Origin of the sequence: Chryseolinea lacunae (assembly GCF_016735595.1) — a bacterium.
Taxonomy (GTDB): domain Bacteria; phylum Bacteroidota; class Bacteroidia; order Cytophagales; family Cyclobacteriaceae; genus Chryseolinea; species Chryseolinea lacunae.
In genome coordinates this window covers 555,677-572,119 of record NZ_JAERRB010000004.1, presented here as the reverse complement: position 1 = coordinate 572,119, position 16,443 = coordinate 555,677, and the positions used below count along the sequence as shown (strand labels likewise).

Annotated in this window: 17 protein-coding genes; 11 read left to right on the top strand and 6 right to left on the bottom strand. The window is 51.7% G+C overall.

The genetic code is table 11. The features are described 5' to 3' along the window. Positions 1-191: 191 nt before the first annotated feature. Positions 192-719 (top strand): YceI family protein, encoded by a 528-nt coding sequence (locus JI741_RS15200; RefSeq protein ID WP_202010942.1) that lies wholly within the window; start codon positions 192-194, stop codon positions 717-719. A 180-nt stretch (positions 720-899) separates the two neighbouring features. Then, positions 900-1,724 carry a 4,5-DOPA-extradiol-dioxygenase gene (gene ygiD, locus JI741_RS15195; protein ID WP_202011085.1) on the top strand — a complete coding sequence of 275 codons (825 nt, stop codon included), beginning with the start codon at positions 900-902 and terminating at the stop codon, positions 1,722-1,724. A 38-nt stretch (positions 1,725-1,762) separates the two neighbouring features. Here ygiD and JI741_RS15190 read toward each other — a convergent pair whose 3' ends face one another. Then, positions 1,763-2,284, bottom strand: a complete 522-nt coding sequence (locus tag JI741_RS15190; protein ID WP_202010940.1) for a 5' nucleotidase, NT5C type — start codon at positions 2,282-2,284, stop codon at positions 1,763-1,765. 179 nt (positions 2,285-2,463) lie between these two features. On the opposite strand from JI741_RS15190, the gene JI741_RS15185 reads away from it, so the two are divergent. Beyond that, positions 2,464-2,871 (top strand): putative signal transducing protein, encoded by a 408-nt coding sequence (locus JI741_RS15185; RefSeq protein ID WP_202010939.1) that lies wholly within the window; start codon positions 2,464-2,466, stop codon positions 2,869-2,871. 68 nt (positions 2,872-2,939) lie between these two features. After that, positions 2,940-3,446 carry an SLOG cluster 4 domain-containing protein gene (locus JI741_RS15180; RefSeq protein WP_202010937.1) on the top strand — a complete coding sequence of 169 codons (507 nt, stop codon included), beginning with the start codon at positions 2,940-2,942 and terminating at the stop codon, positions 3,444-3,446. An 87-nt stretch (positions 3,447-3,533) separates the two neighbouring features. On the opposite strand, the gene JI741_RS15175 is transcribed toward JI741_RS15180, so the two are convergent. Continuing rightward, entirely contained in the window at positions 3,534-4,529 is a 996-nt protein-coding gene (locus JI741_RS15175; RefSeq protein ID WP_202010935.1) for an aldo/keto reductase, read from the bottom strand. Positions 4,530-4,693: 164 nt separating this feature from the next. On the opposite strand from JI741_RS15175, the gene JI741_RS15170 reads away from it, so the two are divergent. The 3 genes from JI741_RS15170 (at position 4,694) to JI741_RS15160 (ending at position 5,950) form a co-directional block, all read left to right on the top strand. Further along, positions 4,694-5,194 carry a TPM domain-containing protein gene (locus tag JI741_RS15170; RefSeq protein WP_202010933.1) on the top strand — a complete coding sequence of 167 codons (501 nt, stop codon included), beginning with the start codon at positions 4,694-4,696 and terminating at the stop codon, positions 5,192-5,194. Positions 5,195-5,202: 8 nt separating this feature from the next. Continuing rightward, positions 5,203-5,430 carry a UPF0175 family protein gene (locus tag JI741_RS15165; protein ID WP_202010931.1) on the top strand — a complete coding sequence of 76 codons (228 nt, stop codon included), beginning with the start codon at positions 5,203-5,205 and terminating at the stop codon, positions 5,428-5,430. A 91-nt stretch (positions 5,431-5,521) separates the two neighbouring features. Then, positions 5,522-5,950, top strand: a complete 429-nt coding sequence (locus tag JI741_RS15160; RefSeq protein WP_202010929.1) for an energy transducer TonB — start codon at positions 5,522-5,524, stop codon at positions 5,948-5,950. Positions 5,951-6,228: 278 nt separating this feature from the next. Here the strand turns inward: JI741_RS15160 and JI741_RS32540 are convergent, their stop codons facing one another. From JI741_RS32540 to JI741_RS15145, 4 genes are all read right to left on the bottom strand, one after another. Next, a complete protein-coding gene (locus JI741_RS32540) occupies positions 6,229-6,453 on the bottom strand; it encodes a hypothetical protein (RefSeq protein ID WP_236676075.1) in 225 nt (74 codons plus the stop codon). Positions 6,454-6,496: 43 nt separating this feature from the next. Further along, positions 6,497-7,192 (bottom strand): tetratricopeptide repeat protein, encoded by a 696-nt coding sequence (locus JI741_RS15155; RefSeq protein ID WP_202010927.1) that lies wholly within the window; start codon positions 7,190-7,192, stop codon positions 6,497-6,499. 123 nt (positions 7,193-7,315) lie between these two features. Next, positions 7,316-10,156: a CHAT domain-containing tetratricopeptide repeat protein gene (locus JI741_RS15150; protein WP_202010926.1), complete on the bottom strand. Its 2,841-nt coding sequence runs from the start codon at positions 10,154-10,156 to the stop codon at positions 7,316-7,318. Positions 10,157-10,300: 144 nt separating this feature from the next. After that, positions 10,301-11,239, bottom strand: a complete 939-nt coding sequence (locus JI741_RS15145) for a hydroxypyruvate isomerase family protein (RefSeq protein WP_202010924.1) — start codon at positions 11,237-11,239, stop codon at positions 10,301-10,303. A 323-nt stretch (positions 11,240-11,562) separates the two neighbouring features. On the opposite strand from JI741_RS15145, the gene JI741_RS15140 reads away from it, so the two are divergent. The 4 genes from JI741_RS15140 to JI741_RS15125 all read left to right on the top strand — a co-directional run bounded on the left by JI741_RS15140 (position 11,563) and on the right by JI741_RS15125 (position 16,412). Beyond that, positions 11,563-12,753, top strand: coding sequence for an RsmB/NOP family class I SAM-dependent RNA methyltransferase (locus JI741_RS15140; RefSeq protein WP_202010922.1), 1,191 nt, complete (start codon positions 11,563-11,565; stop codon positions 12,751-12,753). A gap of 528 nt (positions 12,754-13,281) precedes the next feature. After that, a complete protein-coding gene (locus JI741_RS15135; RefSeq protein ID WP_202010920.1) occupies positions 13,282-14,133 on the top strand; it encodes a formylglycine-generating enzyme family protein in 852 nt (283 codons plus the stop codon). Between the two features lie 65 nt (positions 14,134-14,198). After that, on the top strand, positions 14,199-15,539 hold the full coding sequence (locus tag JI741_RS15130; RefSeq protein ID WP_202010912.1) for a Gfo/Idh/MocA family protein: 1,341 nt from the start codon (positions 14,199-14,201) through the stop codon (positions 15,537-15,539). Between the two features lie 123 nt (positions 15,540-15,662). Continuing rightward, positions 15,663-16,412 (top strand): lysophospholipid acyltransferase family protein, encoded by a 750-nt coding sequence (locus JI741_RS15125; RefSeq protein ID WP_202010910.1) that lies wholly within the window; start codon positions 15,663-15,665, stop codon positions 16,410-16,412. Positions 16,413-16,443: the final 31 nt, after the last annotated feature.

Here is a 16,443-nt window from a genome sequence, read left to right as displayed (position 1 = left end):
GCCGCGGGGCGAACGTGACTGAAAGATAGAAAAAATGGCCTCAGAACCCCAAAAAACGCATTAATCAAAAAATATTTAAATATTTCGATGTGTTGTGAACTTCCAGGGTCTACATTTGTTGTATATACAACTGTCGCTAAGACAATAGACAGGAAAACAAAAACGAAACAAACATTTTAACAAACAGTATTATGGCAACCTGGAAACTTGACCCCAACCACTCGGAAGTGAAATTCAAAGTGAAACACTTAGTGGTATCTACCATCGCAGGAAACTTCAACACCTATTCGGCCACCGTGGACAGCAGCAAAGAAGATTTTTCGGATGCAAAAATTACATTCGAAGCCGTTGTTGACAGCCTCGACACCAAGAACGCACAACGCGACGGCCACTTGAAATCTGCCGACTTCTTTGATGCGGCAAATCACCCTGCCATCACCTTCACATCGAAATCGTTCCGCAAAAAATCGGGCAACGAATATGAACTGAGCGGCGACCTGACCGTGCGCGGCACCACGAAAGAAGTTTCGTTGGCTGTGGAATATAACGGCACTGTGAAAGGCTTTGGCGGAAGCTACGATGTGGCGGCCTTCGAAATCACCGGCAAAATCAATCGCAAAGAATTTGGTCTCAACTGGAGTGCACTCACCGAAACCGGTGGCATTGTGGTGGGCGACGATGTGAAGATTGAAGTGCTTGCCGAGTTTGTGAAAGCATAAGCAACAACCTGTATCAAAAAAATTGCATCATACAATCTCCCCCTTCATGGTGAGAGGGGTTTTACGAAGGGTGGAGCTTGTTGATGTGATGTTTTTTGAAACGGCCCGGAAAGATTTGACAAACACGTTGGCATGAACAGAGCTGAATTTCTTCTATCTTCTCTCTTTAGCATTCCGGCTATGAACACGTTAAAAGATCTCAAAAATTTCGGTGACAGTCTCTCGACCCAAAGTCGCAAGACGCCTGCACTGTTTATTGGCCATGGCAGCCCCATGAACGGCATCGAAGACAACGTCTTCAGCCAACGCTGGGCGGCGATGGGAAAAGAAATTCCGTTGCCCACGGCGGTGCTGGTCATTTCGGCACACTGGCTCACCAACGGCACGGCCATCACGGCCATGCAACAGCCTCAAACCATTCACGACTTTGGCGGTTTTCCGCAAGCGTTGTTTGATGTGCAATATCCTGCACCCGGTCATCCTGAACTGGCCCGCCAAACCGCGCAGCTCATTCAAAAAACAAAAGTTCATCTCGATCACGACTGGGGGCTTGACCACGGCACATGGTCGGTGGTGAAAAACATGTATCCCGACGCGAACATACCGGTGCTGCAGTTGAGCATCGACATCCGGCAGAAGCCACAGTATCACTACGAGCTGGCGGCCGAACTCGCTGCGCTGCGCACAAAAGGTGTGCTCATCATCGGCAGTGGCAATATGGTGCACAACCTGCGCGCCATCGACTGGAACAATCCCGACGGTGGCTTTGCGTGGGCCGATGAAATGAACGAGAAGTTCAAAACATTGATTACGGCCAACGACCACCAGGCCCTCATTCAATTTCAGAATCTGGGTCCTGCGGCGGCGTTATCCATTCCCACGCCCGAGCACTACTTACCGTTGCTCTACACGCTGGGTGTGAAAGACAAAAACGATTCGCTGTCGTTCTTCAACGACAAGACCATTATGGGTTCGCTGTCTATGACTTCGGTGAGGCTGGATTGAGATATCCACGAATAACCTTCCTTTCTAATCTAAGATTTCTACAGAAGCCTGTCGCCCACTTCTTTCCAGCTGTTCACCCGGCTGAAGCGATTGATGTGGGTGTTGTGCGGGGCGGTGTAGATGAGTTTTTCTCCATTGAACCGTTCGAGGTTGTGGGGCAGGTCGTCTATCATGTAGTCGCCGTGCACCACGGCTTTGCTTCCGCAGAATACGATCTGCTTCCAATCAAGAAATGAGAAATGTTCGTTGAGCCACGCCAGCTTTTCGGGCAGCGACTGCGGAAACTGCATGGCGGCGGAGACAATGAACAGGTCGTATTTTTTATTAAGCTCGGCCATTACCTCGCGGCTGTCGACGTGGGGCGTCATGGTGCGGAAGAAGTTTTCCTGGAACAGAAACTGCTGAATCTTGTCGTGGTTGTCGGGGAAGCCCTGGAGTTCGTCTTTGTCGTTTAGTGCTTCGCGGGGAATGCGCACGCCGAATTCCTGGTGGTAGTAGTTCAAAATCTGCCCGGTGGCATCGGCCATCACATCGTCCATGTCAACAATCAATCGTTTCATCTTTGTCTTTTCGTTATCTTTCCTAATGCAAAGATGTGGATTTAGGATGGGCAGGCCAATAGCAATTTTTCTGAACAAAGGCAACTACCGCACGTTTAGAGGTGAGGATGGGTCAACTGCACGCACGCTCACCCTTTCCCCTGGCGGAGTCTATCTTGTGAACCTTATAAAACTGAACCATGTCCGGCCCTGAAACCATCATCGCGTTCCGGCAGTTCGACAACGCCATTGAGGCCAACATCGCGAAAGCAAAGCTCGATGCCTATGGCATTGCGTGTTTTCTCACCGAGGAGAACATGGCCAACCTCTACCCTGGAGCACACAGCATGATGATCATACACGTGCGCCTGCATTTGTTTGCCCACGATGCCGAACGTGCCGGGCAGTTGCTGGAAGAACAGAACCTTATGGTTGACGACACGGGCAACACCTGCCCGCAATGTTTCTCGAAGAATGTGGTGCGCGATTTTCCGAACCGGTTTAACATGAAGATAACATCCCTGCTCAACGTGGTTTTCTTTGGCATCTTCTTCCCGCATGAAAAAGTCTTTCGTTGCGGTGATTGTAACCATGAATTTGACGAATGACCCGTTGAAATTTTTGTTACTGTGCGCGCCTGCCTATAAATTGCGTCTTCCTTTGAACCCCCGTCCCTATGTCGTCTAAAATAATTATCGGCGTTATGGGCCCTGGCGAAAATGCCACGCCCGACGAAAACATCATGGCCTTCGATCTCGGCAAAGCCATTGCCAAAGAAGGATGGATCACCCTCACCGGCGGCCGCAGCTTCGGCATCATGGACGCGGCCCTGAAAGGCGCGGTGGAAGGCGGAGGCCTTACCATTGGCGTGCTGCCCGGCGACACCGAGAAAGGTTCTTCCGATCATGCACAAATAAAAATCGTGACCAGCATGGGCAGCGGCCGCAACTACATCAGTGTGCTGTCGAGCCACGTGACTGTGGTGTTGGGCATGGCCGCCGGCACCGCTTCGGAAGTAGCGTTGGCGTTGAAGTCGAAGAAGAAAGTGATCCTGCTCAACCAGGACGAAATCACCATTCGTTTCTTTAAAAATATGGGAAGCTACAATGTGTTGGTGAGCAAGGATGTGCCGGAGACCATTAAGCACATTAAGGAGTTTGTGGGGATGAATAAGCTGGCGTAAAAACACCGTCCGGACTTCAAACTCAAGACCTTAAAAAGGAGACGCTCTTTACGGGCGTCTCCTTTTTTTGTTGAACCCAGGTCGCAATCAATCCACCAGCGTCAACGCTTCGGCTGCTGCGCGAATGGCCTTCAACTCGTTGTCGGTTATTGTGAAGCTTAGCGCTTTAACATTGTCGTTCACTTGCTTGTCGTCGCGGGCGCCCACCAGCACGCAGTCCATGGCGGGTTGGCGCGTGGTCCAGTTGATGATGAGTTGCGCGAGGGTTGCGTTATGTTTTTCGGCGATGGGCCGGAGCGAGTCGAGCATGGTGTTGATGCGCGCAATGTTTTCGGGCTTGTAGAATTTACTTCCTTCGCGTGTGTCGCCGGGGCCGAACACATGGCCAGGCTTTATTTTGCCCGTGAGCAAGCCGCGTTGCAGCGGGCTGTAGGGAACGATGCTCATTCCTTTCTGCACAGCCTGCGGCACAATGTCTTTCTCGATGCCGCGGTTCACCAGGCTGTAGGGCACCTGATTCGATACGATGTTCACGGTCTTCAGGGCCTCACTCACTTGTTCGGCCGAATAGTTGCAAACTCCGGCGGCGCGCACTTTTCCTTGTTCGATCAACAATGCCACGGCTTCCATGGTTTCGGCGATGGGCGTGGTGGCATCGGCCCAGTGGATTTGAAGCAGGTCGATGTAGTCGGTCTTGAGACGTTTCAGGCTGTCTTCGCATTCGCGGATCACACTTTGTTTTGCGGAATACTTATAGACTTTGAGGGGCTTGCCGTTGTTGTCGATGGTGTCGAAATAGAATTCGCCTTCGGGAGTTTTCCAGTTGAGACCGTATTTGGTGAGGATCTCATATTTGTGGCGCGGTGTTCCTTCCATGGCCTTGCCCACGAGTTCTTCGCTTTTGCCAAAGCCATAGACCGGCGCCGTGTCGATGGTGGTGATGCCGGCGTCGAAAGAGGCTCTGAGGGCGCGGAGTGCGGCGGCATCCTCGGCCCCACCCCACATCCATCCACCAATGGCCCAGGCGCCAAAAGCGATGGGCGTTACCGATACAGTTGAGTTGCCGAGGGTCTTGCGTTGCATAAGGAAGGTTGTTAAGAGATTGTAATTTAGGTGCTGCTATGCGTAGACGCAATGGTCCGGATAAAAGTTTGTTCCTTCACATTGCGTACCCATTGCGCATTAAAAATTTTCGCCACAATTTTATGTATCAGACATTCTTAAAGTTTTTATTTCTACTAACCACCATGAAAACACTTCGCACTCTTGCGCTCTTTAGCGGCTCGATCTTGTTCCTTTTTTCCTGTGGAAAATCGAGCGACATAACCATCGCCAACCGTATCTTCGACGAAGCCCACGTGCTCTCCGATGTTCAAAAGGACAGCCTCATCACCATGATCCGAAACATCGACGAAAACCTGGGGCCACAAATTGCCGTGATGACCGTTGTGGATACCCATGGAGAAATGGTCGACCACTATTCGCTAAAGAAAGTCCGCGAGCTGGGCCTGGGCCGCAAAGACATGAACGACGGCGTGCTCCTGTTGGTGTCCACCAAAGGGCACGCGGCCCGCATTGAAGTGGGTACTGGGCTGGAACGCGTTTTGGATGAAGATCTTTGTCTTTCTATCATTTGGGAGATGGCGCCAAAGTTTACGGCAGAGCGATATGGTGAGGGGTTGATTCGCGGGTTGGATAAGGTGCGGGGGGTGTTGATGGTGAATAAGGAGAGGATTGGGAAGAAATAACGATAAGTATGAAGTGCTTAGCGCTACTCGTGCCTGGCGACTTTGAATTCGATGAACTAGGAACCAAAAAATTCCTAGCGGCAAAATTGTATGAAACAGGTCGGCTCTCCCTGGGCCAGGCTGCCGAACTCGCTGGACTTTCTAAAGGAGCTTTCTCAGAAATTTTCGCCGACTACGATGTTTCTCTCATTAACAATCCTCCGTCTGAAATCCTGAGAGATGCCTCACAATTCTGACACTATTGTACCCCGACGCAAAGGAAAGGAAGCTTATTGTTCAATGTGACTTTTCACGTCGCTGTGTATTACAAGAAGTAAACCGCCGACAATGAAAACAAGTCCGGGTATTTCCTTTGTGATGTGCACAACGCTCACACTTTTGTCGTGCGCGCCAAGTGCCCTCGAACCAACTCCCAAACCGGCACAACGCGAACAGCACGAATCAGCGTCCATCATTGGTTACTCTCCCACTCACGCAAGCTTCCCGGGTGGGATCAACGCCCTGAAATCATTTCTTAATAGCCACCTCAAGTATCCAAGAAATGCTGGTTGCTTTGAAGGCAATGTGTTCATACAGTTTGTTGTGAATGAAGACGGGTCATTAACCGATTTCAAAGTAATCAAAGGAATATCTAACATCGTTGATCAAGGGGCCATGTCAACGTTGAAGAAGATGCCCAATTGGGCTCCGGCAATGGAGAACGGCGCGCCCGTCAAATCCAATGTCGTGTTGCCGGTGAAGTATTCTCTTTTTTGATTAATACCATAAGGAGACCGCGGCAAAAAAAAGAACGCCAGATTCAGATCAGACCATACCAGAAATCATTCTCCTCCTTACTCATATTAAAGATGCGGTCAACATCAGCTTTTCGATATTTTTCATCCGCTAGAATTTTCTTCAATGGCTGTACTCCATTATTAATATCGTCAGCAAAGAAAACATAGTGTTCAGTGGTTTGCGTGATGATGTTTTCAAATTTATCAAATTCGAATGGTACTTCAGTAATCCAATTTGGCCAAGACGGCTTGTGTTTTTCAAGAATTTTTCAAAACTTCACAATTATCTTGTTCACTTAAAAAACTCAAGGTATACACCTTCGATTTACGACCTAAATCCCATGCCTTAAGATTTATCATGCACCATTGTTCAATGCTATTAAACTGAACAAAAGCAGAGACAACGCCATCGTACCAGTCAAGAATTATGGTCCTCTCTGGCATTAATGGGGTAACTATTTTTTCTAAATCAATATTAATCATTTGCTTTTTTAAGGCAGAAAAAGAGGTCACCAATCGTTCTTGACTACTCCTTCAACAAACTCCTCGCCTTCTCCAAAAACCTTTTCGACACATCATGCGACGGGTCAATTGCCAGTGCCTTCTCAAATTGCGTGATGGCGTTTGTATAGTCACCCAACCGCATCAAACATTCTCCGATAGAAAACTCGGCCAACACACTTTCAGGATTCTGTTGCAACGACAGGTTAAAATCTTCGATGGCCTCTTGCCACTGGCCGAGGTCCATTTTGCAAAACGCACGGTTGTCTATCGCTTCATAAAACTGAGGGATCAACTCGATGGCATTCGAATAAGCGGTGATGGCGTCGTCGAGTTTCTTCGCGTCGGTGAGGCGATAGCCTTCCATGAAATAGCGGTTGGCTTCCGCAGCGAGTTCTGTGATGTTGGCGGTTTGCCGGAGGTATTCGTGGTAGCCCGTCAGGTCGTTAAACGTCACTTCTCTTTTGGCAAGAAGCGTTGGCGATTCAAACCCGTTCTGATCGATGGGCATGTGATAGACGGCAACGTCGAGATGGTGCACCTCGTCATTGTCGGGCAGCGTCGCAACCGGCTCAAAGGCCATGATGTGGTAGGTGCTATAGGCATCATCTGCCTTCAACACTTTGAAGATGTGATATTCAGTGTCGGCGTGGGTGTAGAAGATATCGCCTTCCGAAAATTTTGCCGAACCGGCGTCTGACGGGTTTGAATTGTTTTCCAAGAGATCGGTTGCTTTGGTTATTGCCTTGCGGGAATGACTCATTGATCGTCAATCCCTAAAAAACCAAATAAAGAAATCTTCGCACGCCGTCAAAATGTGGATTTGAAAAAAAGAACATCCTCCTCACAACCCCATCATCACAAACGCCCCCCAATAATACGGCTCCTTATACTTCGTCATCAACTGAAGCTGTGCCTGTTTGAATGCCTTCTGTTTGTTGCCGAGCTTGATCCAGTTGGTGTAGAAATTAGTCATGAGTTGTTGGGTGGCGGCGTCGTCTACTTTCCAGAGGCTCATGATGAGGGCATCGGCGCCGGCCACGAGGAAGGCGCGTTGCAAACCATAGACACCTTCGCCGCTCTTCACATCGCCGAGTCCGGTCTCGCACGCGCTCAACACGATGAGGTCGGTGCCTTCGAGGTTCAGGTTCATGGCTTCGTAGGCGGTGAGGATGCCGTTGTCATTGCTTTCAAGATTGGGCATGCGTGTGCCGCTCACCGTGGTGGCGGCGCCGGCCAGCATGAGGCCCGAGCGCAACAACGGATTGTTGCCGGCGTTTTCGAGGTTCACGCCAAAGGCAGAGCCGGTGCTTTCAACATCCTGCAAGAAAAAGCCGTGGGTGGCAATGTGCATCAACGCGGTGCCTTTGGTGGCTTTGAGGTTGGCTTCGGTGGCCGTTTTCTGGGTGAATGATTTTAATTGCCATGCGTTGGCTTTCAGAATTTTCGAGATGCCGTCGATCTCCACTTTTGTTCCGGGCAGGGCCGCGATAGACGAGCCGCCATAGTCGGGGAAGCCCAGCAGTGTGCCGTTCTTCTTGATGGCTTTTTGCTTGCGGGCTTTGATGGCGATGAGGTCTTTGGAGTTGCCGAGGATGACGAGGTCATAGCGATTGATAACGTAGTCGCCGTCGGGCTTTTTCATGGTGTTTAGGTTGAGCTCGTTGTAGCTGCCGTCGGGCGAGATGTAGATCATCTTCTTGCCGGCCAACTCCGCCTCTATGCGCGCCCAGTACTGGTCGTAGGAATATTCGTCGGCCACGTGTTGATGGATGGCGTTGCGATAGAATTTGGCATAGCGCGTGTCGAGTTGCTGGCCGTTGTCGAGCACTACCAGCTTTGGCATCTCCGATGTTTTGGTGAGCACCAGCGCCAGGTATTTGGCATCGGCCGTGAACGCCTGATCGTATTTTTGCACTCGGATAATTTCCACCACAGCTTCGGTGTCGGTGAGCAAGCTCTTGATTTGTTTGTAGCTCATCTTCTGTGCCGAATAGCCAGCCGAAAATTCGGTGGAGCGCTCCGACAATTTTTTCTCCATGCCGTTGGCCGCGCGTTGCAGCGAGTCGAGGTTTATTTTCTGAAGGTTCAGTTCGTCTTTGCTATAGGCATAGAGTCGCGCCAGCGTTTCTTTCTGATCGAGCCACGTGAGGTAGTCTTTGATGAGCGCGGCATCTTTGCTGGCCAGAATGGATTGTTTCACTTTGTTGGTGGAGCTGAGCAACAAGGCTTTGGTGGCAATCTGGTAGTCGTATAGGTCCTGCACCACGGCGGGGTTTTCGGTGCTGGCCTCCACGGCAAAATTATAGAAGAGTTGAAAGCGTGGCGAGAGCACATCCCAGTATTTTGTTTTTTCCGCTTCGCTCATGGGCGGGAAATAGTTGTTCACAAAGTCGAGCGACTTGTCCATCACGTCGCGGTAGGTCATGAAGGCGCGGTCCCATGCTTTCTTTTTCCAGGCGAGGATGGCGAGGTCTTCCTGCGACTGCACATAGAGCGGGTGTGTTTTGCCCAGTGTGGTTTCGCGCACGGCCAGTGCTTTTTCCAACAGGGGTTCGGCGTCGGTGTAGCGTGTTTTGTAGCGATAGAAATTTCCGAGGTCGCTGGTTGACTTGGCGTAGGCCGGGTTCTCTTCGCCAAAGTTTGATTTATAGATGGCCACCGATTTTTTCAGGAGGTCTTCCACTTTGTCTTCCTTGCCCATCACCATGTAGAGCGCCGCCTGGTTGTTGAGCATGCTGGCATAGTCGGGATTGTTTTTGCCCAGACGTTTTTCCATGCCGCCATAGATGGCTTCGGCTTCGGCATATTTGCCCATCTGCCGGTAGAGCAGGGCGAGGTTGGAAAGAAACTTGAGGTGGTTTTTTGATTTGTTGCTCTGCAGTTTTTCGGCAATGCCGATGGCTTCCTTCAGGGCTGTTTCGGCTTCGGCATAGCGACCCACAGCCTGAAAAAGCATGGCCTGGTTGTTTAGCACGATGGCGTAGGACATGCCGGTGGTTAGGCCTTTTGTTTTGATGATGCCCACGGCCGATTCGAAATCTTTTTCCGATTCGTTGTAGCGCGCCAGGTTGTATTTCAACACCGCATAGTTGTTGAGCGATGCCGCCACGCTGGCGTTGCTGTCGCCGAATTTGGCTTTGCGTTTTTCGAGGGCGTCTTTGGTGAAGGCTTCGGCCTGGGTGAAGCGGCCCATGGTGGCATAGAGCAGGCCCTGGTTGGAGATTGTTTTGAGGTAGCCCAGGTCTTCGGTGAGGCTGCCTTGTTCGTAGAGTGTTTTGGCGGAGGCAAATCGTTTTTCGGCCATGGTGAGCTTGGTGCTGGCATAGAACACTTCGCCCATTTCGAGGTTGAAGCGTGCTTTGTCTGCATCGCTCAGCTCGCTGTTTTTCATATAGGATGTGCTGTAGCTGAGCATGGACGTGACGCGCGCGGCGTTCTCGCCTTTTTCTTTCACATCGAAGAGGCCGGAGTTATCGCTCAGCAAGATGGCATAGTCAAAATCGGTGGAGTCGAATTTGGCGCGGGCGGCTTCCATGTCGCTCATGACGGCCTTCACCACCTTTTCGCGGTTTTCTTTTGTGTTCAGGCTTTTGGCTTTGTTCTTCAGGTCCTGAAGAATCTGGGCGTGTGAAAGAACCGAGAGGGCAAACAGAAAGACTACGCTGGCGAAGAGACGCTTCATGAGGGTTTTAGTTTTCATTAAACATTCAATTTAACTAAAACCACGGTGAAGGGTTTCGGATTGGCCGATAAACTTTAGCCCGCGTTGAAAATGAAAGCGCCCCGACGAGTCGGGGCGCAAGTAGTGTTTGATTCAGGTTGAGACCTAGAAACTGTCGCTTTCGCGGTAGGCTTTGATGAGGGCCAGCTCGCCTTCCTTGCCGGGTTTGGCGTTGCCGTGCTCCATGCCCATCACGCCTTTGTAGCCGCGGTCGAACAGGTATTTGAAAATGTTTTTGTAGTTGATCTCGCCCGAAGTTGGTTCTTTTCTGCCGGGGTTGTCGCCGATCTGGAAATACGCAATTTCGTTCCAGCATTTTTCGATGTTGGGAATGAGGTTGCCTTCGTTGCGCTGCATGTGATAAATGTCGAACAGGATTTTGCACGACGGGCTGTTGACCGCGCGGCAGATGCTATAGCTTTGGTCGGAGCCGCGCAGGAACAATTCGGGTGTGTCGCTAAGCGGTTCCATGACCATGATGAGGCCCGAGGGTTCGAGTATTTCGGCACCGGCGCGATAGGCATCGATGACGTTGCCCGTTTGCACGCCGATGGGGATGTTGCGTTCGAAGAACCCGGGCACCACGGTGGCCCACTTGGCGTTGACGCGTTTGGCGGCCTCCACGCTGTCTCTACACGCTTTGAGGAAAACGTCTTTGTGCTCCTGCTTGCCGTTGGTGAGTCCGATCTTCCAGTTCTCGCCGCCGTCAATCACAAACACGCCCATGGTCATGCCCAGCTTGGCCAGCAAAGCGCCGATTTTATCCTGTTGATCTTTGGGGCGACCGAGCAGGCCGTTGTCTTCGATGCCGCGAAAACCCTGGTCGTGCATGAAGCGGATCTGGTCCAGAAAATCTTTGCCTGCGTGGTTGGCAAACATGCCGTCGTGCGGCGCATAGTTGAGGCGGAATGTTTTTTCGGCGGCGGTGTTTTTTGTTTCTTCTTTCTTCAGGTCTGCGCGATCGGCGCCGGCAAACACATTGCCGATGGCCAACGTAGAGGCTGTGGCGGTGAGTCCATTGCGGAGAAAATTTCTGCGTTTCATGGTGTGGTCGTAGTTTTTTATAGGATTAGAGTTAGACAAGATAAAAACATTCCTGAATTATCGCTTCGGGGATTATTTGGTGGAGCGGCAAATGTTTGATGTGTGGTGCGCTTCGGCCAGGGATAGAAATGGAAAGCCCGCAGTGCGGTGGGCTTGTGTGCAGGCGGACTTGTAATGGATAGCCCGGCCCGAGGTCACGAGGGGGCCGCCTCTATTTTTTTCTGCATCCGATTTTATTGGAAAGTAGAGGGAACTGCGGGCATGTAAGGCAACCGCATGGCCACGCGGTTAAACTGGGTTGGATGTAGTATCTTTGCCCCGCAATGAAGCTTTATGTAAATCTCGCCCGCGCCGTGGTGCAGGCCCTGGAACTGATCTTTGACGACGCCAAGTATGCCGACAAGGTCATTGAAAAAGTGTTGAAACAAAATCCGAAATGGGGTGCCCGCGACCGGCGCTTTATTGCCGAGACTACCTACGACATTGTGCGCTGGTATAGGTTCCTGGAAAATATTACCGAAGCCGAATCGCGCGACTATTGGAAGTTATTGGGTGGCTGGTGCGTGCTGCACAATATTCAACTGCCCGAGTGGGAAGAGTTTAAAGGCCTCAGCGAAAAACGCATTCGCGAGCGCGACATGAAAATGCGCGCCATACGCCGCTTCCGTGAGTCGATTCCCGATTGGCTCGACACGTTGGGCGAGGCCGAACTGGGCCGCCGCTGGGATAGCGAACTGGCGTCGCTGAACGAAGAAGCCCACGTGGTGCTGCGCGCCAACACCCTGAAAATAACGGCCGAAGAGCTGCAACGCCAGCTGGCCGAAGGTGAAATAGAGACTGATTTATTGGAAGATTTTCCCGACGCGCTGGTGTTGCTGGAGCGTCAGAACGTGTTTCGTCACCCGGCGTTTAAGGAAGGATTTTTTGAAGTGCAGGATGCGGCCTCCCAATTTATCGCGCCTTTTTTGCGCGTGGAGCCAGGCATGCGCGTGGTCGATGCCTGTGCCGGCGCCGGTGGCAAAACGCTGCACCTGGCGGCCCTCATGAAAAACAAAGGCCGCATTGTAGCCATGGATGTGGAAGCATGGAAGCTTGAAGAGTTGCAGAAGCGTGCGCGTCGTGCAGGGGTGAGCAACCTGGAGACGCGTTTCATTGAATCGTCGAAGACTATTAAACGTCTGGACAACTCGGCCGACCGGTTGTTGCTGGATGTGCCCTGCTCGGGCCTGGGTGTGTTGAAACGAAACCCCGACGCCAAGTGGAAATTGTCGCCACAGTTTATTGATGAGGTGAAGACGTTGCAGCTTCACATTCTGGAAGACTATGGCACCATGCTGAAACCCGGTGGGTTGATGGTATATTCCACATGCAGCATTCTGCCTTCGGAGAATGAAAAACAAGTGGATGCTTTTCTGACCAAGCACGGCGACAAGTATGAGATGGTGGATCAGAAGCACAGCTGGCCTTCGGATGGGTTTGACGGATTTTATATGGCGTTGATTAAGAAGAAATAGATTCAGAAAATAAAATCGTAATGATTGGGAGATCGGGCCGTTTGTGTCCGATCTTTTTTTGTGCCTGTGCGACTGACTTTTTGATGACGGGCAATAGACTCACCGTTGTGGATGCATCCCCGCAAATAGGCGAACTATCGTTTCGCTTTCTGTTTCAATTTTTGCTCGACGTCTTTGTTCGGCCAATGCCTGGTAGTTTGATGTGTAAATGATGCCTTCATTGACGGGCTGCTCCCCTCGCACTGGGCTGCTGTGTGCCGAGGGTTGCCCGGCGCACAGTGCCCGGCCTAAACCGGGTTGTCCGGTTGGTTTTTTCCGGGGGCCGCGTCGCAACTTCATTGTGTTGAGCGGTTGTGCAACAGGACAGTGATCGTTGCAGGCGATTGCCGTTTTTCCTACCTTGACCTTTCAACTAATTTTTATTCCGGAGTGAAAGCTTTCTTGTCCTTTTGTTTCTGTATTGTTTTCTGTTTTTCAGTTTCCGCACAGCAGGCTCAGCCCTTTGAGCAGAATGTGCCCGGAACGAGTGTGAAGTTTAAGATGGTGCCCATTCCCGCGGGCTCGTTTCTGATGGGCAGCCCCGCCACCGAGCAGGGTCGCGACGACGACGAGGGGCCCCAGAAGAACGTGACCGTGTCGGCGTTCTGGATGGGTGAACACGAGGTGACGTTTGCCGAGTGGGATGCCTTCTTCAAAAACATGGACGTGCCCCAAACCAAAGCCATTGCCGTGGACGCCGTGTCGCGCCCCACAGCACAATACATCGACCTCACCTGGGGCATGGGCCGCGACGATCGCCAGCCCACCAACAGCATGAGCCAGGCCGCGGCCATCATGTATTGCAAATGGCTCTATAACCAGACGGGTGTTTTTTATCGCCTGCCCACCGAAGCCGAGTGGGAATATGCATGCCGCGCCGGCACCACCACAGCCTATCCGTTTGGCGACGATGCCGGCCCGCTGCGCGAATACGACTACATCAAAGACAACAGCAACAACAAATTTCACAAGGTCGCTCAACTGAAGCCCAACGCCTGGGGCCTGTACGACATGCTGGGCAACCTCACCGAATGGACGCTTGATCAATATGACAGCAAGGCCTATAAAACACTTGAAGACAATGCGAAGGACCCGCTGAAAGCTGCCGGCTCGCGCTATCCGCGTGTGACGCGCGGCGGCTCCTATCTGACGCCGGCAAAAGAGTCGCGTTGTGCCAACCGCATTTCGTCGCTGGCCGACTGGAACAAGCGCGACCCGCAGATTCCGAAAAGCCGCTGGTGGCTCACCGACGGCATGACCATTGGCTTCCGCGTGGTGCGCCCTGCAGTGGCTCCTTCGAAAGATGAGATCGAGAAGTTCTATCAGGTGTATTTGAAATGATTTCCGGATTGTGAATTTAATCCCAACGCCTGGGATACACTATACTTTTAAAAACCAACATGCTTATGAAATCCAATGACGAAACCACAAAGACCACGCGCAGGGATTTTGTGAAACAGTCCACCCTGCTGGCAGGAAGTCTGCTGGCCGCCCCGCTCGTTTCGAACGCCGGCTATTTCAATTCGGTTGACGACACCATCAAGATAGCCCTGGTGGGATGTGGTGGTCGCGGCACCGGCGCAGCCGTGCAAGCCCTGCTCACAAAACAAAACGTGAAGCTCGTGGCGATGGCCGACGCCTTCCGCGATCGTCTCAACGACAGCTACAAAGCACTGACCGACGAGAACAGCGAAGACGGCAACGTGAGCGCCCGAGTGAACGTGCCCGAAGATCATAAGTTTGTGGGCTTCGATGCCTACAGCAAAGCCATTGCATTGGCCGACGTGGTGATCCTTACCACACCTCCGGGCTTCCGCCCCATTCACTTTGCCGAAGCCATTCGCCAGGGCAAGCACGTGTTCATGGAAAAACCCGTGGCCACCGATCCTGCCGGCATCAAGTCGGTGCTGGAAACGGCACAGCTTGCCAAGCAGAAAAAACTGAACGTGGTGGTGGGCTTGCAGCGTCACTATCAAAACACCTATCGCGAGCTCTACAAGCGCGTGAAAGACGGCATGATTGGCGACATCACCTCAGGCCAGGTGTGGTGGAACAACGATGGCGTGTGGGTGAAAAATCGCGAGGCGGGCCAAACCGAAATGGAATATCAAATGCGCAACTGGTATTACTTCAACTGGCTCTGCGGCGACCACATCAACGAACAGCACATCCACAACATTGACGTGATGAACTGGTTCAAAGGAGCCTATCCCGTGAGAGCGCAAGGCATGGGCGGACGCCAGACCCGCACCGGCAAAGAGTATGGCGAAATTTTCGACCATCACTTTGTTGAATTTCATTACGCCGACGGCAGCATCCTGAACAGCCAGTGCCGTCACCAAAAAGGAACCTACGCCATCGTAGACGAAATGCTGGTGGGCACCAAGGGCGTGGTGAAATGCAACGCCGCCGAGATCACACACAAGGGAAAAGTGTTGTATGCCTATGGCAAACAGGACAAAGATCCCAACCCTTATCAAACCGAACACGACGAACTTTTTGCGGCCATCGCGAAAGGGGAATTTAAATTTGAAGATGCCGAACGCGGTGCCAAGTCGACCATGACATCGATTCTGGGTCGCATGGCCACCTATTCGGGTCAAGTGGTTGAGTGGGACAAAGCCATCAACTCGGGCATCAGCATCATGCCAACCCGCTTTGCGTGGGATGCAGCACCTCCCACGCTGCCCGACGCCAACGGCTTCTACCCGATCCCCACACCGGGCGTGACCAAGTACTTCTCTTAAGTATATAAACCTTCAGCGGCCGGCGTTCTGCTCCTCCCGGAGCCACGTCGGCCGCTTTTTTTAAGTTTTGCATCCTTCCTAAACTTTCAGATCTTTCGCGGAAAGTTCATACACGTCAACGTCTTGAAAATCATCCGCTCTATCGCGCTCGGGCTTTATGCCTTCTGGGTATTTCTGGTGTTTAGCAGCTCCATGCTCTTCTTCCTGCCCGGCCTTGTCATACCCTTTTTGCTTGGAAAAAAATTCAGCTGGATCGGCTATTCCTTTCTGTGGATCTGGTCGTGGGTGTTTAGCATGCTCACCTTTATCCGCTATGATTTTTATGGACAGGAAAACTTCCGCAAGGGACAGGCCTATATCTATGTGAGCAATCACACCTCGTTTCTGGATCTTCCGGGCATTCGCATGATCATTCCCGGCGAGTTTCGTCCGCTGGCAAAGAAAGAGCTGTTGAAGATTCCGGTGTTTGGATGGATTGCCCGCGGTGCCACGGTAATTGTAGATCGCTCCAGTGGCGAGAGTCGCAAAAAAAGCATGGACAAACTGAAACGTATTCTGCTGGATGGTCTTTCGATTTTGCTTTTTGCGGAAGGCACACAAAACCGGACAAAAGAATTACTGCAGCCTTTTAAAGAAGGAGCTTTCCGCATTGCCATAGACACACAGCAACCCATTCTCCCTATGGTGGTTGTGGGCGCGGGACCGCTCATGCCTCCCGGCACCATTCGCATGAAACCCGGACGCATCCGCATTTATGTGGCGCCCGAAATTCCAACCGTAGGACTCACGCACGAAGATCTACCCACCTTGCGTCAGCAAACTTTTGATGTGATGAAGGGAATGATTGAGAAGGCAATCGCCGAAAAAAAATGATAGAATTAATCCGGGGAGATTACGCACAACC